Genomic DNA, 21,628 nt, shown 5'->3' with positions numbered 1-21,628 from the left:
GAAAGTAATAAAAACTTTTATGAACGTTAAATGATTTATTATAAAAAAATATATAGAAAAAGAGTTCATGATACAGGGCGGAAGCAGCAGAGAGGATTGAAAAAGAGTAAGGAGACGGTATGTTAAAGTTTTCCGGGAACGGAGTAGGGAAAAGAGTACTTTCCGCATTTTTGTGTGCGGTGCTCAGCTTTAGCAATGTACAGATAGCGTACGCAGGAGAAGGCACGGAAGAGATATTGCGGGAAGGTACATTTTTTGCACCGGAGAGCAATCCGCAGCAGGAAGGAATAGAAGGGGAAGCTTCAGAAGGAACGGAAGCAGAACTTGCTGAAAAGGAAGAAAGGGAGGGGATTTCGAAAGAGTCGCCTTCTAATTTGCGTGATAAAACGACAGAAAATACAGAGACGGAAAATGCGAAGGAGGATACCGCTTTTTTAGCTGCCGGAGAATTTGAGGAGACGACAGAAGAGGGCATTGCAGTTCGCGCAAAATATGGCGAGAACACCTTCCCCGAGGGAACCTTTATGAGACTGCGTCCTGTGGAGGAGGAAGAAACGCTTTCCGCCATGAAGGAAAAAGTCTTAAGTGAAAAAGAGAAAGGAGAACTTTCCGGACAAGAGGTGGAGCTTCGCTCTTTTTATGCTGTGGATATCGGTTTTTTCCGTGTGACGGAAGAGGGAGAAGAAGTGGCGGTGCAGCCGAAAAAAGGGAAGGCTGTACAGATTGAGCTCAAGAAGAGTCCCGCTCTGGAAGAAGCCCTGTCCATTCAGCCGGGCACATGGGTCGAGGAATATGTCGACGAGGAAGAAATCCGGAAAGAAAAGACTCTTTTCCAAAAGGACGAGTATACGGTTTCCCTCCCGGAGGGAGAAGAATTAAGCCTTGTGCATCTTCCGGAAGGAAAAGAGGCGGAGCTCCTTCCTCTTACTGACAGTGATTCGACTTTGCGCTTTTCCGGAAAAGAATTCAGTCCTTATGGTTTGGCAGGGACCGGCAGAGGAAAATCGGTAGGACAGGCGAGTAACCACTCCTTTCAGGTCTATTGGAAAGAGGCACCGGACCCTCAAGCAGGGACGGAAAATGCCACGACCGGACACAGCTACTCCGATCCTTTAGCTGCTACGAACATTCGGGAACGAAAGAATTTGCAGATTATTCCTCCTGCGAAATCTTCCAATCAGCTGGATACTTCTACTATGATGCTGGAATTTACCTTAAAAGGAAATAAGGATACGAAATATCCGCCCGGATCGATTAGCATCGATATTCCCGAGAGCGTCTTTAAAAGCTGGAGTACCACTCACCCGACACTGGTGGCCTATAAAGATCGTTATAACCTTCAGGACGGGATGGAACCGGTGCAATCCCAGGTTCCCAAAGCACCGGAGACCAACAGTTTAAGCGATTTTAACTATACGGAAGTGGAAAGGCCTATTAACGGAAAAAAAGAGAAGTACTACCATCTGGTCAATCATAGCGAAGTACCGGGGGCCATGATTTTGGAGGCGGAGTTCGCCTATCCCATGCGACCGACCATGGTGCAGATGGAGCATAAACAGGTAGGAGGGAAGGAAATCGGAGAGTATCGGAATGCTTTTCCGGTTTTTGCCGAAATCCATCATCCGGATAGTCAATACAATGCAAGCATGCAGGACAATCTTTCCGTAACCCTGCAAACGGAAGTGAAACCTTTTAAGATGACAATTAAGCACGGCACGGGAGGAAAAACGGGAGGACTCTTCTACAAGTGGGATCCCGCCTGGGGAGACAAACCGGCTGATGCGGATTCGTATTTTTATGTCCCCTGGTATATTGATGCGGACCGTCCCGGAGGGAGCTCCCAGGGCTTTACCTACAGTTTTCACCTGGATAATAATACAGCAGACGGGGGACAGCTGGTAGGGGTAAAGAAGATGCCCCAGTCTGTTTGGTGGAACAGATATACTTACGCTTCCTATCTGGATTCCGATACCTCTTCCGGCAGTTATCCGGATATTGCAAGATACATGCATTCCGCACCGCCTCAAGATCAGTATTGGTTGGTCAATCCCATAGGAAGAACTTTTGTGGGAATTAATAAGGAGCCGGTAAAGCGGCCGGGTGACCCTTCTGACGATACTTTCGAGAATTCCGACGGAAGCTATTATGATTATGATGGTTATCCGCTTCAGTATTATCAAGGGGGGCAGCGTTATGTCGCTTTGTATCGCTATCCCATGACGAAGATTACTGATGCCATTGCCGCTCATATGGACATGGTAGAACATGGTTTTCTTTTGAAAAATAAGGTGAGCTGGACGGAAACCTGGGCAGACGGGTACACTCGAAACGGCTCTTCCGAAGCGACATTGGAGAATCAGGCCAAGGTTATTCTTCCCCTAAGACCGAAGGGGAAAGTCCAGATGGATAAGAACAACACCGGTGACGGATGGATCTTTACGGACAGTTTACAGACTCTCTTTGCGGATGGGGCTCAAAATATTCCCATCTCCGGAAATGCGAGAACGAGTCCCATGTACTACCTTTTTGCCAGCAATCAAGTGGATGGCAGTAAGGTGGTGATGCATGCGGACGGCACGTACACCGTGCCGGAAACAAAGATTGTTTTGCGGGATGACGGAGAGTACTACTTATATACTTTGAAAAACAATGTCTGGATGACTGAGCCTTTAAATACGGATCCGACTACGGCGATAAACCTGGAAACGGGCTTTCGAGAGCCGGGAACGGCAGTCTATAAACTAAAGGAAGAGGACTACTATTATGACAGTGTTTCCATTAAAAACATGGAAGTGTACGACGTGGAGCAGGTCAGTGCTCCGGTGAACTACACTCCTACGGGGAGAATCAGTAGAAACTTTGCAAGCTATGCCCCGGTAGAGCTGTGGATTCGAAAAAAGGGACACACAAGCTATGAAAAATATGGAAGCTTTCAGGCAATAGACAAGGATCAATTTACGTTTACACCGGAAAGCGGTTACTCGAAAGTTACGGCTCAGCAAGGAAACAATATCATCACAAGTGCGAACTATCTGGATTTAAAGGCGGCTTTTCCGGGCGGTGTCAGCGGAATCGAGTTCAGAAATACGACAAAGGCCTATCAGACCAACTTGCAACCGGCCTTCGGTATCAGTTTAACGCCGAGTGCAGCCATGCGGGAACAGTATCAGAAAGCCTTAAATGCGGGATTGAATAGTGCGGTTGCCGGGCCCGGCTATGGGAAGGCGGATACGGGAGCCGACAGTCTCGCAGGAAGACTTGGAAAGCAGTGGGATAGGGTCGCCTACGTCCATAGACCGATGCAGCTTACTTCGAGTATAAACAAATACCTCGATAATATTACGTATTCCGACGGATTTGTAAGGGGATTTAAGGATGACCCGGTGCACGGTGAGCAGCTTCATCTTTGCTATGTAGATATACATAATCAAGTGGCTTTGCCGGAACCCTTAAGAAAAGAGGAATACCTTTCTCCTTACCTCTTAAGGGATGGAATTATTTATGACCTTCTTCCCGCGGGAACCTATGTCAAGGAAGAAGAAATCCATCTGGGTCCTAACGGGCAAGGCGGCGCTTATGGCGGTGATTTTGACAGGGGAGATTACCAAGTTGAGTTTATAGATAATTGGGAAGACTCCGGACAAACCATGATGAAGGTGAGCTTTAAGACGCCGGCAGGCCGAAAGAATATTTCTGGAGGAAATGCATCCAGAATTCGTTTGGGCTATATCGTGCATAATCCTTATTCCAACATTTTGGACCGGGGAAGGATTCTCCAGAATACGGCAGCCTTTCTAAACACCTCGAAAGATACCAAATGGATTCCGAACTTCAGCCCGAAGGATGAGGCAAACGGGATTCCGGAAAGGCATTCCGGGAGATTGAAAGAACCGTATTTTCAGAAGGAGATGGAGAATGCATGGAATGCGGATCCGAGCCACTATAAGACAATGAGTGTAACGGATATGCCTCTGAACTATGAAGCCATCACCATTGTGCAGGCGGGCTTTAGCAACTATGTCTCCACAGAAGTCCATAAACCCTTCGCAAAGGACAATGTGAGCTATATGGGCGACCCCTATCGGCATCGCCTCTTGTACCAGGCGCTGAGCAGTACCAGGACGACCGATATCATTCTCTTTGATATTTTGGGAGAAGAGCAGGATCGAAACGGAGACTTTGACGGCATCGATATCAGTTCCTTCCTGAACAAAAAACCCTTTGAGAAGGGGCTCACGACCGAAAATCCGGATGTTTTGGAGCCGGTGGTGTATTACTCCACGGTTGTACCTACTACCGAAGAACAAAGGAGTCTGGGAGCGCCGAAGTATGACACGGCAGCCTACAATAGTGATAACAGTGTTTACAATCCGAAGAACCCGAACAGTATTTGGAAGGTCTGGGATTATAAACATCCGGAAAATAATGCCGGAGTCAATAAGAAAGACATCAAGGCTATCGCCGTCGACGCGCGAACCACGAAGGCGGGAAAGCGATTCATCCTGGATACGCAGGGAAAGCTGGTGGCTTATGTAAAGATGACGGCGTCTATGGATAAGAAGAAGCTGCCGGTTCACAATGTGAATACCGGGTATCTTACGAGCATCACCTTTAACGGAGAGGATGTTCCGGCCTCCGAAGTCATCAAAGAATTGGAGGCTCCGAGCAGCCACAACCTGATTGCACCGGTACAGGTATCGATTCCGGTGAAGAAGGTCTTGGACGGCCCCGCGGGAGTTACGGCTCCCAATATTCAGAATGCCTTCCGCTTTACTTTGAAGGCGGAAGCCGGAGCAAGCTTACTGGACGGAAACAGACAGCCGGTTGTGACGGAAAAAACCAATCCGGATGCGGACGGCGGTCTTCTGGAGTTTGGACCGATAGAATTCATTCGTCCGGGAACCTATACTTATACGGTTACGGAGACGGGGAATTTCCCGAGAATCAAGAATGATTTGCTTTCTGAAAAAACCCTTACGGTAACGGTCACCAATCCGGACGATAAAAAGCTGAGCTATACCTCTACAGTCAATGCAACAACGCCTCTTACCTTTACCAATACCTTCGGTATAGATAAGGTAAAACCGAAAATAAGCATAAAGAAGGTGCTGGAGCATTACGGCGGAGTAACCGTCCCGGATATCAAGGAGAAATACAGCTTTACCCTGGCAGCTTTAGACGGGGCACCGATGCCTGCGGAAGCTACCGGAGGAAGCCTTACGAAGACGAATCCGGATGCGGACGGAGGAGAAATCTCTTTTGGAGAAATCACGTATTCCTTACCGGGAGAGTATCGCTATACCGTGACGGAAAGCGGATCCGTTCCTCTCGTGGAAAATGATAAGGAAGCCGTTAAAAACCTTATCGTCAAGGTAAAGGATCTTGGAAACGGCACCATGAGTGCGACGGTTTCCGGGGATGCACTGGAATTTAGGAATCTCCTTTCCTTACCTCCTGCCGAAGAGGAACTATCTCTCAAGAAAGAAGTAAAGGGCGGAAGTCCTGAAAATAAAGATCCGTTTCGCTTTAGCTTAAGCTGGAAGAAGACGGAATTGACAGCCGTAGGAAATGCCGGCGTGAAACTTCCCGCAAATCCGGCGCCCATGCCGGGGAACAGTCCGGGACAGGAAGTACAAATTACGGTAAATGGGGCGGGAACCGGAACCTTTGAGAAAATTGCCTTCCATGCGCCCGGAAAGTATACCTATGAAGTTAGAGAGGAAGCGCTCTTAAAAGGGTATCGCTTTGATAAGAGTCGCTACCAAGTGGTTTTCACCGTGGAAGAAGATCCGGCAAATCCTTCACACCTGACGGTCAAAAAGGAAATTTTCAAGGACGATGTTCCGGCAGAACAAATTCTTTTCGTTAATGAATACGAGCCGAACCAACCGGGGCCGAATCCCCCGACACCGCCCACACCGCCGGATCCTTCTCTTCCTCCAAATGACAAGCCGACTCCGCCGGGGCCGCCGACTCCGCCGACACCGACGGAAACACCGGAGATTCCGCCGGAACCGAACAGGCCTTCTACTCCCAGGCCCAAAACCTTACGGGAAATAAACTCGAGAATTAAGGCTATTCTGGGAAGAAAGCGTCCTCTAACGCAGGAGGATCGGGAAGAGCTGGAGCAGCTTATCAAAGTGGTATCGAAGTACAAGAGAAGAGTCCAAACATCAGATTCTTCCAAATCGATTCTCTATGTCATTTTCTCGGGAATCAGCGGAATACTGCTTGCCCTATACATGGCTCTGAAAAGGAGATGGGGTAAAATCAGGCTGTAAAAAATAAAATTGTAAAGAGTTTTTGTACAAGATTGGTCTGAAAGGAGAGTGGCGAGAGCTTACCCTTTTTCAGACCTATTTTAAGTCTGAGAAATCCGATTGAACTGTGTTATAATGGCATAAATAACCGAATATTGAACTGTGTTATAATAGCATAAATAACCGAATATTGAACTGATTTATTTTCTAAGGAAGCAGCTGGAAAGAAGGAATAGGGCATGGACGAGGATAGAAAAAAATATAAGATTTTTGCGGAAGACAAGAAATTTTATCTGGGAAGAATAGCCGTTTCGGATGGACGCTTCTCTTCGGTGGATTTGGAGAGGGAACTCAGTGATGGAGAGTTATTTTCCGGGGAGGAAGATTTTCTGCTTCCCGGACTCATAGACATTCATTTTCACGGCTGTCTGGGGAAGGATTTTTGCGACGGAACAAGGGAAGCCGTCTCGACGCTTGCAAAGTATGAAGCGGAGCACGGCATTACCGGTATTTGCCCCGCAACATTGACCCTTCCGGTGGAAGAATTGGAAAAGGTCCTTGGTCTTGCGAGAACCTACCGGGACGAGGGTTTAAAGATTGGAGAGGCTCGTCTCCTCGGAATCAATATGGAGGGACCCTTTATCAGTCCCGTGAAAAAAGGAGCCCAAAATCCGAATTATATCTTGAAATGGGATGACAGGATTGCGAATCGTTTCCTGGAGGTTTCCGGAGGCTTGGTAAAGTATATGGGAATCGCACCGGAGGAAAATCCCGCTTTTAAGGATTTTATTCCGAAGATGCAGGGAAAGGTGAGAATTTCACTGGCGCACACCAATGCGGATTTCCAAACAGCAGTAGAAGCATATCGGGCAGGAGCCTCTCATGCGGTACACCTTTTTAATGCCATGACGGGACTGGATCATAGAAATCCGGGTGTGGTCGGGGCAACGATGGAACAAAAAGAGGTTTTTGCGGAACTGATTGCCGACGGCGTTCATGTTCACCCGATGATGGTTCGCCTGGCCTTTACGGTTTTGGGAGAGGACAGAGTGATTCTCATCAGTGACAGTCTTCGCTCTACAGGGATGCCGGACGGTCTTTATGACCTGGGAGGGCAGGAAGTGGAGAAGAAAGGAAAGCACTGCAGATTAACTTCGAACGGAGCACTGGCAGGTTCCGTATCCAATGTTTATGACTGCCTGTGTACGGCGGTAAAGGAGATGGGGATTCCACTTAGGAAGGCCGTGACAGCGGCCAGCTTAAATCCTGCCCGTTCTCTGGGAGTGGACCAGGATTACGGCAGTATCACAGTCGGAAAAGTGGCGGATTATCTGATTGTGGATAAGGACTTAAAGCAAAAAGCGGTTTATCAAGCCGGAAAAATCCTTCCAATTTTTTGAAATCCTTCCCGTTTTTTGAAATTATGCTTGCCAAATTGCTTCTTCTATACTAGAGTAGCGAGGGATTTCAGGACGATGTAAGGAAAAGTTCCAAAAAAGAGTTTACTTAGTATAAGGAGAAAAGATGAAGGGATTTTTAAAGGAGTTTAAGGAGTTCGCATTAAAAGGAAATATGATTGATTTGGCAGTCGGTATGATTATCGGTTCCGCTTTTACCGCATTGGTAAACAAGCTGGTAAGCGACCTTGTTATGCCGCTCATTTCTCTGGTTACCGGAAAGATTGATTTTGACAATATGTTCATCCCTCTTGCCGGACAGACCACAAAGGTATATAGCGAAGCGGTAGAACAGGGAGCAGTTTTTGCCTACGGTTCCTTCATTACCGCAGTGATTAACTTTCTAATCATGGCACTCGTGGTTTTCATTTTTGTAAAGCAGATGAATAAGCTGAAGAAGGAAGCGCCGGCAGTGGAGACGGAGAAGGAGTGCCCGTACTGTAAGACGATGATTCCAATCGAGGCAACCCGTTGTCCTCACTGCACCTCTAAGCTTGCAGGTTATGCGGAGTCGGTTTAAAAAGCGGAGTGGATAAACTTTCTTTGGGAGATTGTGAAAAGCGGGAGCATTTCCGGCTTTTTGCAGCTCCCTATTTTCCTTTTTGGAGGGTGAAATGAAGGAAACGGAGCGTGAACGAATTGCAACGAGGGCTGCGGCTTTCGGCATACTGGCAAATCTTTTTCTATTTGTTGTAAAATATCTTCTTTCTGCTTCTCTTCATTCCCTGAGTATTGCGGCGGATGCTTGGAACAACTTGTCGGATGTCGGCAATTCCATCCTCGGCCTTGTAGCCGGAAAACTGTCCGGAAAAAAGGCGGACAGAGAACATCCCTTCGGGCATGGCAGAATTGAGTACCTGGCAGCTTTTCTGGTGAGTACCTTTATAATTCAATTGGGCCTGGGTACCATTCGTTCGGGACTCTTTTCTTTAGGAAAGAAGGAGGAACTCGTATTTTTTGCTCCTGCGGTTTGGCTGCTTGTCCTTTCCGTTTTAATAAAGCTTCTTCTATTCTTCTATTTTCGTTTTATCGGGAAGAAAATTTCGTCCACGCTTTTTAAAGCGACAGCGATGGATGCGCTTCTGGATTCTCTGATGACGGTTTCCACGTTGGTATCGGTTCTCCTCTACTATAAAAAAGGCTATAATATAGATGCTTTCTTAGGCTTGGGATTGGGTGCACTGATTTTGTTTAACGGCATAAAGATGGCGAGAGAAACCATTACGGAAATATTGGGGAAGCCGATTGAAGAAAAAATATACAAGGAAATTCGGGATACCGTTTTAGAAGAAAAGGACTTTCTAGCTGTTCATGATTTTCTGTATCATCCTTACGGAGCGCAGAATGCGATGGGCAGTATTCATGTTCTTTGTGACGGAAGAAAAAGTATTGCCTACATCCATGAGAAGGTGGATGATATGGAGAGAAGAATCAAAAAGGAATTCGGTTTTTCCTTATTGATTCATGTGGATCCGATTGTTGCGGAAGAGGACGTTGTCTGGCTGTCTTCTATTGTGAAGCGGACTTTGGCTCGCTATCATACCGAGGGTAGCTTCCACGATATTCAGTTCAAGAAAGAGAAGGAGAAAGGGATTCTGTACTTTGACCTTCTTTTGCCCTATTCCGTAACGGAAGAAACGGCAACGAAGATTCAGGCGGAGATAACGGATATGGTAAAAGAGGAAAAGGGGATGGATTGTGTAATAGAGCTGGATCGCCCCATGATAGAAACGTAGAGAGAAGAGGGAAAAAATGTACGAAATAAAGGAAAGAGTGCGCTATTCCGAGGTTCGGGAAAATGGAAAAATGGGCCTTCTCGGAATTGTAAACCTCTTACAGGATTGTTCCACCTTTCATTCTCATGATGTGGGAATGTCCATAGAGAGGGTGCTGGAGTTGAAAAGAGCCTGGCTTTTAAGTGCTTGGGATATTCAGGTTTTTTCGTTTCCGGCGCTTTATGAGGAAATTACGGTCGGAACTTCTCCGCATCTCTTTCGCGGTATTTTCGCTTACCGAAATTTCTGGATTAGGAATAAAGAGGGAGAGTACCTGGTCAAGGCGGACAGTGAGTGGTTCTGCATTGACACGGAAAAGGGCAGACCGCAGAAGATTACGGAAGAGTTGGTAGAGCCTTTCGGAAAACCGCAGGATGTCCTGCAGCTACCGCCTCTGCAACGGAAAATCACTTTTCCGGAAGAATGGCAGGCGGGGCAGGACTTTCCCGTACCGAGGGAGTATCTGGACACCAATCATCATATGAATAATGCCCGTTATATTGCGCTTAGCGAGGAGCTTCTCTTCCAAAGCAGCGGGAGGCCTGCATTTTCTTTTTCTGAAGAAAATAAAAAAGAGAGAATGGAGCCTTTCGGGATTCGTGCGGAATATTTGAAGGCGTATACCCTCGGGGATTCTATTTTTCCAAGACTTGCTATAGAAGAAGATAGAAAAGTTGTTGCCTTTTACAATCAGAATAAGGAGCTGTGCTGCCATGTTGAAATTAGGAAAATCCCAAAAATGTAAGATTCTAAGAGAAAAGGACTTTGGCGTTTTCGTGGGAAATGAGGGAGAAGAAGGGGTACTTCTTCCGATTCGCCAGGTTCCGAAGGGAAAGAAAGTTGGGGATGAGATAACGGTCTTTGTCTATAAGGACTCCAGAGACAGGCTCATCGCCACAACCAGGAAGCCCTATATGGAAGTGGGAGAGATAGCCAAGCTTCGGGTGAACGACGTGAATGCCATCGGTGCCTTCATGGACATCGGGCTGGAAAAAGATATCCTGCTTCCGCATAGAGAAATGCGATATGCCCTGAAGAAGGATATGGAGGTAGAGGTTTATCTCTATATCGATAAGACGGAACGCTTAGCAGCTAGCATGTATACGAAGAAAAAAGAAGATGCAAGGCATATCAGCCAGGAAGAGGTCAATACTTCCCGTTACGAGAAATGTGCGGAGCAGATAGAGCATATTCTGGAGGAAAAATTTGCGGGGCATATTCCTTATACTGATAAAACGGTAGACCCCGAACAGGTCAAGAAAGATTTTGGCGTATCGAAGGCGGCTTTTAAGAAAGCAATAGGGAAGCTCTTGAAGGAAAAGAAGATCAAAATCACGAAAACAGCGATTTTTAAACTCTATCATGAAGAGGAAGAATAAAGGACAAAGAAATAAAGAATTTTTATAGGCTTCATACTCCCCTGGGCTTCTTCGTGTTTTCAACTGAATTTCCGCTAAAACTGAGCAAATAAATTTAGTTAAATTGTCGATTTTCTGTCAAACATATAATAAACTGTACAAAATTTGCGGATGAATTTCGGAAGATAGTCAATAGTCAGATGCGGAGAAACAAGATACAATACAGCTATTCTTGAAAGAAAGCGAGAAGGGTATTTCAAGCTTTTAGAAGCAATAAGACAGAATAAAAAAGATTTATAGACAGAAGGAAGAGGAGAACGCACATGGCTAGTGTACAGCTTAAGAATGTAGTCAAAAAGTATCCTAACGGTTTCGTTGCGGTAAAAGACTTCAACTTGGAAATTGAAGATAAGGAATTTATCATCTTTGTAGGTCCTTCAGGATGTGGTAAGTCCACAACTCTTCGTATGGTGGCAGGTCTTGAGGATATCAGTACCGGAGAACTCTTCATCGACGGAAAGAAGATGAATGATGTGGAACCGAAGGACAGAGATATCGCCATGGTTTTCCAGAACTATGCTCTTTATCCGCATATGACGGTTTACGACAATATGGCTTTCGGATTAAAGCTTCGTAAGGTTCCGAAGGATGAAATCGACAAGAAGGTGCATGAGGCTGCAAGAATTCTTGACCTTGAGCATTTGCTCGATCGTAAGCCGAAGGCTCTTTCCGGAGGACAGAGACAGCGTGTGGCTATGGGACGTGCCATTGTACGTCGTCCGAAGGTTTTCCTGATGGACGAGCCGCTTTCCAACCTGGATGCAAAGTTAAGGGCACAGATGCGTGTAGAGATTGCCAAGCTTCATAAGTCTCTTGAGACAACCATCATTTACGTAACCCATGACCAGACCGAGGCTATGACACTGGGAACCAGAATCGTAGTGTTGAAAGACGGTATTATTCAACAGGTGGATACTCCGGAGAACCTTTACGATACACCCTGCAATAAGTTCGTTGCAGGATTTATCGGATCCCCGCAGATGAATATGATTGATGCGGAGTGTACGGAAGAGGGCGGCCAAGTGAAGTTGAGCTTTGCCGGAAACACCATTACTTTGAACGAAAAGAAGGCTGCTGCCTTAAAGGATAAGGGCTACATCGGAAAAACCGTAACACTCGGTATCCGTCCGGAAGATTTACATGATGAAGAAGATTATCTTGCAAATCATTCCAAGTCTCTTATTACTGCAGAGATTCGTGTATACGAGATGCTCGGTGCCGAGACACTGCTTTACTTTGACATCGCGGATGCCTCTTGGACTGCAAGAGTCAATCCGAAGACCAAGGCAAGAACAGGTGATACGGTTCGCTTCGCGCTCGATGAGAACAAGATTCATATCTTTGATAAAGAAACAGAGATAACCATTACAAACTAAGCGAAAGCTTTGTGAATATTTCATAAAATAAAATTATAAATTTGGAGAAAAAGACAGGAAAGAAGAGATTCTTCATCCTGTCTTTTTTTAAAATGCTTGAAATAGGATTAAAAACTGTTTATAGTAAGGATGGAAACAAGGGTTATGGCAATGCAGTATTTTTTTGTCGCAAAAATAAGGGTGATGCATGCAAACAGGCCTTAGCGAGAAGAGTTTTCGCCCTTCCAATGCAGATCAATAGAGGAAAAGGATGGAGTAAAGATGATTTCAAATCAGGTTTTGCAAAGTACGATTGATTCCATTAAGGGAATCGCAAGGCTGGACATTGCTATTGCGGATATTGACGGAAAAGTTCTTGCCACCACATTTGTTGAAGACAGGGATTTGTCGGGGATGGTGGTATCCTTTGCGGAGTCTCAGGCTGATTCACAGGCTGCGGGCGGATTTCAGTTTTTCAAGATTTTTGATGAACATCAGTTAGAGTTTGTGCTGATTGCGCATGGGGATACCGATGATGTGTACATGGTCGGAAAGCTTGCGGTTTTGCAGGTGCAGACCTTACTTGTTGCCTATAGAGAAAAGTTTGATAAGGACAATTTTGTAAAGAATCTTCTTTTGGACAATCTTCTTCTGGTGGATATCTACAACCGCGCAAAGAAGCTGCACATTGAAGTCGGCGTTCGCAGAGTGGTTTTCCTTGTGGAGTCGGATGAAACCATCGATGTACAGGCACAGGATGCGCTGAAGGAGTTCTTCTCTTCCGAGTCCAATGATTTTGTGACGGCGGTGGATGAGAAGAATATTATTGTGGTGAAGGAGCTGCAGCCGGAAGACGGTTACGAAGAGGTGCAGAAGATTGCGGCAAGCATGCTGGATATGCTTTCCTCCGAGGTTATGCTTTCCACCAGAGTGGCGTACGGCACCATTGTGAACGAAATCAAGGAAGTATCCCGTTCCTATAAGGAAGCAAAGATGGCCTTGGAAGTCGGCAAGATTTTCTTTGTGGACAGAAAGATTGTAGCGTACAATGCACTTGGCATCGGCAGATTGATTTACCAGCTTCCGATTCCGCTTTGCAAGATGTTTATTAAGGAAATCTTTGTGGATGTGTCCCCGGATGATTTTGACGAAGAAACTTTGGAAACCATTTCCAAGTTCTTTGAGAACAACTTAAATGTTTCGGAAACCTCCAGACAGCTCTTTATCCATAGAAATACGCTCGTCTATCGTTTGGATAAATTGGATCGGGCAACAGGACTGGACCTTCGCGTATTTGATGATGCCATTACATTCCAGATTGCACTGATGGTAGTAAAATATATGAAGTACATGGAGCATTTGGATTTTTAAAGAACAGAAGCGTAAGGACAGGATTCATGGGAGAAGAAGAAAAGGAATATCCGTCGGAGATAGAGCTTAAAGAAGATACAAAGAAAGAAGTGAATTTAAGCATGGAAAGAAGCAGGAAGAATGGAAAGACCGCGCTTTTCGTTCTGGTCCTGTTCGCCATGCTTTTTTCCTTTGCGCTCGGTGGTGCGGCTTGTTATGTTTATTATTTCAGCTATCCGGGTCTCCAATTTTTGAAAAGAGAGACACAGGGGACGCAGAAGGAAGAAATCAATCTTGCCCGGGTAAGCAAGAAGCTCGGAGAATTACAGGATCTGATTCAGAAGTATTATCTTTATACGGAAAATGGAATCAATGCGGAAAACGACATCTATAAGGGACTTTTAAATAGCCTTTTGGAGGATGATCCGTATGCCGCTTACTACACCAAAGAAGAAATTGACGAGACGATCAATCAGCAAAAAGGAGTTTACCAGGGAATCGGAGCCACGGTTTCCGAGTCGGAAGAGGGACCTAAGGTAGAGTTTGTCTATCCGGATTCTCCGGCGGAAAAGGGAGGCCTTCAGGCAGGAGATGTGATTCTTCGCGTGGACGGGATTTCCGTAAAAGATCTGAGCCTAACCTATATTGTCGAAAATCTGGTGAAGGGAGTGGAAGGCAGCTCCTTGGAAATGATTGTAAAGCGAAACGGAGAGGAACTTACGCTTCGGATTACGCGCGGAAAGGTTGTTATCCCCGCCGTGGAGTACGGAGATCCTGCGGAGATGCTGAAAGACGACAGCCTTCCCAAGGGGAAAATCGGCTATCTTTCTTTAAGAGGCTTCTACATGGAGGCGGTAGATGAGTTTATTTCCGAATATGAAGAGAAGATAGACGGGAAGGATGAAGCGCTGATTATTGATTTACGCGGAAATCCCGGAGGAGATGTGGAAGCGGCCACCAAACTTTTGGATTATTTTTTGCCGGACCATCTGTCTAAGCCGGAGAAGAAGGCTACAGAAGAGTCCGGAGCAATTCAGTCTAAAACCGATAGAGAATTCAAGTCGGGAGATACCTTGTTACTGTATACGGAAGATAAGAACGGGAACGGAAAGGATTGGTATTGCGAGGACGGACATGAAGTGGATATGCCGATTGTGATTCTCGTCAACCAAAACTCAGCTTCGGCTTCCGAACTCTTTTCGGGCGCCATGCAGGATTACGGAAGAGCTATAGTTGTCGGGACGCAGTCTTTCGGAAAGGGAATTGTGCAGACGGTTCGCTCTTTCCCGGACGGTTCAGCCGTTGAGTTTACGACACATTACTATTTCACTCCCGCCGGAAGAAACATTCATAAGGTCGGAATCACTCCGGACATTAAGGTAGAGATTCCCGAGGCGGACAGCAATAGCTATGTCCAGGACCGCGCAAAGGACAGTCAGCTTAAGAAAGCGGCAGAGACTCTTTATACTAATTTTATACATGGCTAAAAGGAGCTGTGCTATACTCCGCTGTATAAAGTAAGAGAGTGAATATACCGAAAGTGGCTTATTTTCATTGTGCGGAGTATTGGATGTTATTTTTCATTGTTAATCCCCTGGCGCAGCGGGGACAGGGCTTAAAGACTTGGAAAAAGTTGGAAGAGGATGGCAGGGCTTTTCTGGAAAAGGAAGGTTTTCGACTTTTCTTTACCAAGGCAAAGGGCGATGCCAAGTCCATTGCAGGGGAAATCACAAAAGACAGTCGGGAAGAGAAAAAAATTGTGGTCGTTGGAGGAACCGGCACCCTGAATGAGGTGGTGGACGGTCTTAAGCTGGACAATGACCGTGTTTCTTTGGCTTTCTTTCCGGTTTGCAAGGAAAATGATTTTGTTCGCGGACTGGAAAAATGTTATAAAGTTCCCGGCAGTATAGAAGAATTGTTGCAAAAAAAAGAAAGAAGAGTAGACTACGGCATAGTGGAGAGCATGAGGAAGCATCGCCGTTTTGTGGTCAGCGTCGGAGTCGGTTTTGATGCCATGGTTTTAAATGAGCTTTTTACCATGCGCTACGATATCTGTCCGAAAGAGAAAAGGCGAATTGCAAAGGAAAACAGAGGACTCGTGAGTTCCATTTGCAATCATTCCGGTACTCTAAGCTATATCTATGCCTTTTTAAAAGGGATTGTCGGAGCCAAAAAGTGCAGAGGAACCATAGTTTTGGACGGAGAAGAGAGAATCGAGTTCAATCACATCCTTTTTCTTTCCGTGCATAATCACCCTTATGAAGGACACTATGCTTTCGGAAAAGGGGCCTCGGGAGAAGACGGTTTTCTGGATCTCTGCTTGGTGAGTACTACTCATAAACTTCGTTTACTTCGCTTTATGCTGGCTGCACTTTTCGGCGTTCATCGTTCTTTACCGGGGGTGCACTGCTATCGCTTTAAGAAGGCGGAGATTCATATGGAAGAGGGATTGCTTTGTCATGTGGACGGAGAAACAGTGGGGAAAAAGCAGGATTTAAGCATTTCCTGTCGCCCCAGAAAATTGCGGATACAGATTTGACCTTGCATAGTAAGGATTTTTCATATTAAGGATTTTTCCCGTTACGGATTGAGCAAAGTGAGGAGACAGTCATGCGAGTAGGTTTGGGCTACGATGTACATAGATTGGTGGAAGGAAGAGATTTGATTTTGGGAGGCGTGAAGATTCCGCATGAAAAAGGGCTCCTGGGGCACTCGGATGCGGACGTCCTTCTCCATGCTCTGACGGATGCTCTTCTTGGCGCTGCGGCACTGGGGGATATAGGGAGACATTTTCCGGATACCGATGAACGGTATAGGGGAATATCCTCCCTTATTTTGTTGGAGAAGGCCTATGCACTGGTAAAGGGGCAAGGCTATAGCTTGGGAAATGCGGATATGGTGCTTCTCATGCAGAAACCGAAGGTAAAAGACTTTATTCCTCTGATGGAGGAAAATATCGCCAAGGCACTTTCCTGTGAGAGGGAAAGAATTTCCGTGAAAGCGACAACGGAAGAGGGCTTAGGCTTTACCGGACAGGAGGAAGGCATTGCGGCGAAGGCCATCGTGCTTTTGGAGAAGCTTGCAGACTGAGAAAATGCAAGTTTATGTCTGCCTCGTCACAAAGTTGACACAAAATTTTTATACGATGTGCCCGAAAGAGAGGGAAGTGGAATGAAGAAAATAATAGGGGTTATCTTGTCTGCCCTGCTTTTTGGTCTTGTAGCAGGAGGAATGATGGTGGGGGTGAACTACATTGCCCAGGAACGGAATATCTATTCTATTTTACGAGATAGCGGAGTAGAAAATCCGGAAGCGATGCTGTCCAGTCCTTCCGTGATACCGGAAACGGAGAAAAGCACGCAGGCTTCGGAGAATACGGTAACGGCCTCTTCTAACGGAAGTGAAAAAACCGTTACGGAAGTGGCAAAGGAGGCTATGCCTTCCGTCGTTGCGATTACCAATATGATGCGTTATCAGCAAAATGGATTTTCCATTTTCGGAGAAGTGCAGAAAGAGACGGAATTACCGGCCAGCGGTTCCGGCGTCATTGTGGGACAGAACGATACGGAACTTCTGATTGCGACCAACAATCATGTGATTCAAGACTCCAATTCTTTGACGGTCAGCTTTATCGATGAAAGTACGGCAAACGCACAGGTAAAGGGAACCGATGCGACAGTCGATTTGGCTCTGGTTTCCGTGAAGCTTTCGGACATTTCACCGGAAACAAGAGAGAAGATTAAGGCCATTAAAGTGGGTTCTTCCGATGATATGGAAGTAGGAGACCCTGTTGTGGCAATCGGAAATGCCCTCGGCTACGGTCAATCCGTGACCAGCGGAATCATTTCCGCAAAAAACAGAGATGTACAGACGAAAGAGGGGGTATCCAAGGGACTGATTCAAACGGATGCGGCAATCAATCCGGGAAATTCCGGCGGTGCGCTTCTGAATATGCAGGGAGAACTGATTGGAATCAATGTAGCAAAATATGCGGATACGGATGTAGAGGGCATGGGCTATTCCATTCCGTCCTCCGCAGCGGAAGGCATTCTTTCTTCTTTATCCAACTTAACGACTAGAGATAAGGTACCGGAGGGCGAGCAGGGCGTTCTTGGAGTGCAGGTAAAAGATATTGATGCACAGACGGCGGAAAGCTTTGCGATGCCGAAAGGAATCTATATTTTCAAGGTATTGGAAGATACCGGTGCCGAGAACAGTGCAATCCAGGAGAGAGACATTATCACCAAGCTCGACGGACAGGGCGTTTATACCACTGCGGATTTAAAGTCTCTGCTTTCCAAGTACAGAGCGGGAGAAGAGGTGAAGCTCACGCTGATGCGTCAGGACGGATCCGGAAAGTATAACGAGATGGAGGTCAAGGTGGTACTCGGAAAGGCTTCCGCCTTAAGCGGAAATACCGGAAACAACGGAAATTCCGGAAATGCGCCCTCGCAGAACGGCGGTCAGGGCAATCAAAATACACCTGAAGAAACGGAGCCTTCTACCGAAAACGGAAATGGCAGTACAGGGGAAGAGAATCCTTTTAAGAGTTTCCAGGATTTCTTCAACGAATATAAGAGATAGAAAAAGAGATATAAGAAAAGATATAAGAAAAGATATAAGATATAGGAAAAGCTGCTATGACAGGAAAAAGCGTTCATGGCAGCTTTTCCCTTTCTTGACTAAAATAAGGTGAAGATATAAACTACAAAGAACGTTAGGGCTTAAGAAAAGAGGATTTTTATGAAGATTTATAATACCATGTCGAAGGAAAAGGAAGAGTTCGTTCCGATTGAAGAAGGAAAGATCAGAATGTATGTCTGCGGACCGACCGTATACAATCTGATTCATATCGGAAATGCTCGTCCTATGATTGTATTTGATACCTTTCGCCGTTTTATGGAGTACAAGGGCTATCAGGTAAAATATGTTTCGAATTATACCGATGTAGACGATAAAATCATCAAGGCTGCGGTAGAAGAAGGCGTAGATTGCCAGACCATTACAAAGCGCTATATTGCCGAGGTGGAAAAGGATATGGCGGATCTCAACATCGAAGCAGCTTCCGCCCATCCGAAGGCAACGGAAGAAATTGGCGGCATGGTAAGCCTCATCGAGGACTTGCAGAAAAAAGGCTTTGCCTATGCGGTAGACGGTACAGTCTATTATGATACGACCGCATTTAAACCCTATGGGAAGCTATCTCATAAAAATATGGAGGATTTGCAATCCGGACTTCGAGAACTCAAGGTTTCCGGTGAGGAAGAGAAGAAGAGTCCCACCGACTTTGTGCTTTGGAAGCCGAAGAAGATGGGAGAGCCGTATTGGAATTCTCCCTGGAGTGAAGGAAGACCGGGCTGGCACACGGAGTGCTGTGTTATGGCGCCGAAGTATTGCGGAGGGGCTCTGGATATTCATGCCGGCGGAGAGGACCTCATTTTCCCGCATCATGAAAATGAAATTGCCCAGTATGAGGCGGCACACGGTGAACAGTTTGCCCGCTACTGGATGCACAATGCTTTTATCAATATTGACAACAAGAAGATGTCAAAGTCGCTCGGAAATTTCTTTACCGTGCGGGATGTGACATCCCAGTTTGATCCCATGGTTCTCCGCTTCTATATGCTTTCCGCGCACTACAGAAGTCCGCTGAATTTCTCGAAAGAGCTGATGCAGTCCGCGAAAGCCTCTCTCGACAGAATCTTAAGCTGTATCTGGAGACTGGAGGACTTGCTTCCTCGTTTGAAAGAGAAGGGCATGTCCAAGGAGGAAGAGGAAAGCTTAAAGAAGGTAGAAGAATATACCGCTCTTTTCTCCGAGAAGATGGAGGATGACTTAAATACGGCAGACGCCATTACCCAGATTTTTGAACTGGTGCGCCTTGCAAACTCTACAGTAAATGAAGAGTCTTCCAAAGACTTCGGCTCCATCATGAAAGAGTCAATTGCTGCCCTTGTGCATGTTCTCGGTATTCGCACGGAGAAAAAGGAAGAGAAGCTGGACGAGAGGCTGGAAGAGAAGGTCAACGCTCTCATTGCAAAGCGGCAGGAAGCCAAGAAAAACAAAGATTTTACCGAGGCGGATCGGATTCGTGATGAACTGCTGGAGATGGGAATTGCCCTTAAGGACACCAGAAACGGAGTGGAATGGCAGAAGATCTAAAGGACAGCCTTGCATTGCAAATCCCCCCCCTAAGCTTAGCTTATGTGGGGGATTCTATTTATGACTTTTTTGTTCGGGACAGACTGATTCGAGACCTTTCCGGGTCCTTAAACAAGATAAACAGTAAGAAAAAGGACTTAGTTTGCGCGAAAGCGCAATCGGATGTTATGGAATATTATCTTGCCAATGAGCTTCTTACAGAGGAGGAGTTAGCGGTTTACCGCAGGGCAAGAAATCATAAGTCGCAGAGTCGTTCCAAGAACTCCGGAATCGGAGATTATCGCCGTGCTACGGGATTTGAGGCAGTGCTCGGATATTTGCATTATCAAAATAAGGAAGAAAGACTAAAGGCACTTATGGAAGCCGGTCTTTCCTTCCTTTTGGAAAGAGAAGAGGGAAAATGAGAGAAGAGGGATATACCCTTGTGGGAAGAAATCCGGTCATGGAAGCTTTTCGGGCAAAGAAAACCATTGATCGTTTGTTTGTGCAGGAAGGTCTGAAGGACGGGCCGATTTTAAGCATCTTACGGGAAGCGAAAAAACAGGATACGGTAGTCGACTTTGTAAAGAAGTCGAGACTTGATGAAATCAGTGCGGGAGAGCTGCACCAGGGCGTGATTGCCTATCTTGCGGCATTTTCCTATGCGGAGCTTCCGGAGCTCCTTTCCGTTGCCAGGGAAAAGGGAGAGGCGCCCTTCTTCTTTTTGTTGGACGGCATCGAAGACCCCCATAACCTTGGCGCCATGATTCGTACGGCGAATCTATGCGGTGCGCACGGGGTCATTATTCCGAAGAGACGTGCGGTAGGGCTTACCGCGACTGTCGCGAGAAGTAGTGCCGGCGCCCTGAATTATACGAAGGTCTGTAAGGTGACGAATCTTGTACAAACCATGGAGGAGCTGAAGAAGGAAGGCATGTGGTTCGTCTGTGCCGACATGGCGGGCGAGAGCATGTATAAGCTGAACCTAAAGGGACCAATCGGACTCGTTATGGGAAATGAGGGAGAAGGCGTTTCCCGTCTTGTGAAGGAAAACTGCGATATGCAGGCGTCCATCCCGATGAAAGGCGATATCGACTCCTTAAATGTATCCGTAGCCTGCGGCGTGCTCGCCTATGAAATCGTAAGGCAGAGAATGGGGTAGCGAAAGGAGAATGCATTGAAGTCGGAAGGAAATTACCGCGTTGTGGAAAAACTGTGGTTTTTTGCACTCCTCATGTTTGCCGGTGGCTTTTACGGGGGCTATACCTTTAGCCTTCGGGGAAAGGTTTTTGCCAATGCACAGACGGCGAATCTGGTCATGATGATGCTTTCCTTCGGAAACGGAGATTGGAAAAAGGGATTATATGCTTTTGTTCCTTTGACGGCTTATATCGTCGGGGTATGTATGGCGGAATTTGTTTCCGGGAAAATGAATCAAAAGAACAAGAGCCTTTTTGAAGAAAAGCTTCTTCTCTTTGAGGCCTTTGTTTCCTTTGCAATCGGTCTTATGCCGTCTTCCGTACCGGATCATGTTCCACAGGTCGCACTCAGTTTTATCTGTGCAATGCAGTTTACTGCCTTTAGACAGGCGGAGGGAGTCAATATGGCGACGACTTTCTGTACGGCACATGTCCGGCAGCTCGGGGTAAATCTTGTAAAGACGGTTAGGGATAAAAATGAAAATGCGGCCGTTTTATTCAGAGGACACGCCATCATGCTCCTTTCCTTCTGTGCCGGTGCTTTTATGGCGGTCTTTTTAAGTCATATCTTCAGCTTTTATTGCATTTGGCTGGTATCCGCTTTGCATTTATTTTTGTTCTATCATACCAGAAGAGAGAATAAAGAAGGATGAGAGAATAAAGAAGGGTGAAA

At 46.2% G+C, this 21,628-nt stretch carries 17 protein-coding genes; all 17 read left to right on the top strand.

The genetic code is table 11. The features are described from left to right. The first annotated feature begins 119 nt into the window (after positions 1-119). The 17 genes from HMPREF9124_RS09365 (at position 120) to HMPREF9124_RS09285 (ending at position 21,608) form a co-directional block, all read left to right on the top strand. Positions 120-6,281: a Spy0128 family protein gene (locus HMPREF9124_RS09365; protein WP_009428170.1), complete on the top strand. Its 6,162-nt coding sequence runs from the start codon at positions 120-122 to the stop codon at positions 6,279-6,281. Positions 6,282-6,499: 218 nt separating this feature from the next. Then, complete coding sequence (gene nagA, locus HMPREF9124_RS09360; protein ID WP_009428686.1) at positions 6,500-7,660, top strand: N-acetylglucosamine-6-phosphate deacetylase; 1,161 nt, start codon at positions 6,500-6,502, stop codon at positions 7,658-7,660. 124 nt (positions 7,661-7,784) lie between these two features. Beyond that, positions 7,785-8,237, top strand: a complete 453-nt coding sequence (gene mscL / locus HMPREF9124_RS09355) for a large conductance mechanosensitive channel protein MscL (RefSeq protein ID WP_009429535.1) — start codon at positions 7,785-7,787, stop codon at positions 8,235-8,237. Between the two features lie 94 nt (positions 8,238-8,331). Further along, positions 8,332-9,453 carry a cation diffusion facilitator family transporter gene (locus HMPREF9124_RS09350; RefSeq protein WP_009429318.1) on the top strand — a complete coding sequence of 374 codons (1,122 nt, stop codon included), beginning with the start codon at positions 8,332-8,334 and terminating at the stop codon, positions 9,451-9,453. A 16-nt stretch (positions 9,454-9,469) separates the two neighbouring features. Then, a complete protein-coding gene (locus HMPREF9124_RS09345; protein WP_009428915.1) occupies positions 9,470-10,237 on the top strand; it encodes an acyl-[acyl-carrier-protein] thioesterase in 768 nt (255 codons plus the stop codon). Next, positions 10,206-10,871 carry a S1-like domain-containing RNA-binding protein gene (locus tag HMPREF9124_RS09340; RefSeq protein ID WP_009429445.1) on the top strand — a complete coding sequence of 222 codons (666 nt, stop codon included), beginning with the start codon at positions 10,206-10,208 and terminating at the stop codon, positions 10,869-10,871. The genes HMPREF9124_RS09345 and HMPREF9124_RS09340 overlap by 32 nt, the downstream gene beginning before the upstream one ends. A 302-nt stretch (positions 10,872-11,173) precedes the next feature. Further along, a complete protein-coding gene (locus HMPREF9124_RS09335; protein ID WP_009427900.1) occupies positions 11,174-12,286 on the top strand; it encodes an ABC transporter ATP-binding protein in 1,113 nt (370 codons plus the stop codon). A 41-nt stretch (positions 12,287-12,327) separates the two neighbouring features. After that, on the top strand, positions 12,328-12,582 hold the full coding sequence (locus HMPREF9124_RS09330; protein WP_009428448.1) for a hypothetical protein: 255 nt from the start codon (positions 12,328-12,330) through the stop codon (positions 12,580-12,582). Then, positions 12,548-13,636: a PucR family transcriptional regulator gene (locus tag HMPREF9124_RS09325; RefSeq protein ID WP_009428856.1), complete on the top strand. Its 1,089-nt coding sequence runs from the start codon at positions 12,548-12,550 to the stop codon at positions 13,634-13,636. Before HMPREF9124_RS09330 ends, HMPREF9124_RS09325 begins: the two co-directional genes overlap by 35 nt. A 26-nt stretch (positions 13,637-13,662) precedes the next feature. Beyond that, a complete protein-coding gene (locus tag HMPREF9124_RS09320) occupies positions 13,663-15,102 on the top strand; it encodes a S41 family peptidase (protein WP_009429550.1) in 1,440 nt (479 codons plus the stop codon). Positions 15,103-15,185: 83 nt separating this feature from the next. Continuing rightward, positions 15,186-16,154, top strand: a complete 969-nt coding sequence (locus tag HMPREF9124_RS09315) for a diacylglycerol/lipid kinase family protein (protein ID WP_009428042.1) — start codon at positions 15,186-15,188, stop codon at positions 16,152-16,154. 71 nt (positions 16,155-16,225) lie between these two features. Continuing rightward, positions 16,226-16,705, top strand: a complete 480-nt coding sequence (gene ispF, locus HMPREF9124_RS09310; protein ID WP_009428505.1) for a 2-C-methyl-D-erythritol 2,4-cyclodiphosphate synthase — start codon at positions 16,226-16,228, stop codon at positions 16,703-16,705. Between the two features lie 81 nt (positions 16,706-16,786). Continuing rightward, positions 16,787-18,199 carry a S1C family serine protease gene (locus tag HMPREF9124_RS09305; protein ID WP_009429394.1) on the top strand — a complete coding sequence of 471 codons (1,413 nt, stop codon included), beginning with the start codon at positions 16,787-16,789 and terminating at the stop codon, positions 18,197-18,199. A 159-nt stretch (positions 18,200-18,358) separates the two neighbouring features. Then, positions 18,359-19,777, top strand: coding sequence for a cysteine--tRNA ligase (cysS, locus tag HMPREF9124_RS09300; RefSeq protein WP_009428202.1), 1,419 nt, complete (start codon positions 18,359-18,361; stop codon positions 19,775-19,777). Further along, positions 19,762-20,181: a Mini-ribonuclease 3 gene (locus HMPREF9124_RS09295; RefSeq protein WP_009429453.1), complete on the top strand. Its 420-nt coding sequence runs from the start codon at positions 19,762-19,764 to the stop codon at positions 20,179-20,181. The genes cysS and HMPREF9124_RS09295 overlap by 16 nt, the downstream gene beginning before the upstream one ends. Then, positions 20,178-20,918 (top strand): 23S rRNA (guanosine(2251)-2'-O)-methyltransferase RlmB, encoded by a 741-nt coding sequence (gene rlmB / locus HMPREF9124_RS09290; protein ID WP_009429070.1) that lies wholly within the window; start codon positions 20,178-20,180, stop codon positions 20,916-20,918. The genes HMPREF9124_RS09295 and rlmB overlap by 4 nt, the downstream gene beginning before the upstream one ends. Before the next feature lie 15 nt (positions 20,919-20,933). Further along, positions 20,934-21,608, top strand: coding sequence for a YoaK family protein (locus HMPREF9124_RS09285; protein WP_009428358.1), 675 nt, complete (start codon positions 20,934-20,936; stop codon positions 21,606-21,608). Positions 21,609-21,628 lie beyond the last annotated feature (20 nt).

The organism is Oribacterium sp. oral taxon 108 str. F0425, from assembly GCF_000214455.1.
Lineage (GTDB): Bacteria > Bacillota > Clostridia > Lachnospirales > Lachnospiraceae > Oribacterium > Oribacterium asaccharolyticum.
Note: the sequence above shows the minus strand (reverse complement) of the source record. Positions and strands in the feature narration are given on the sequence as shown.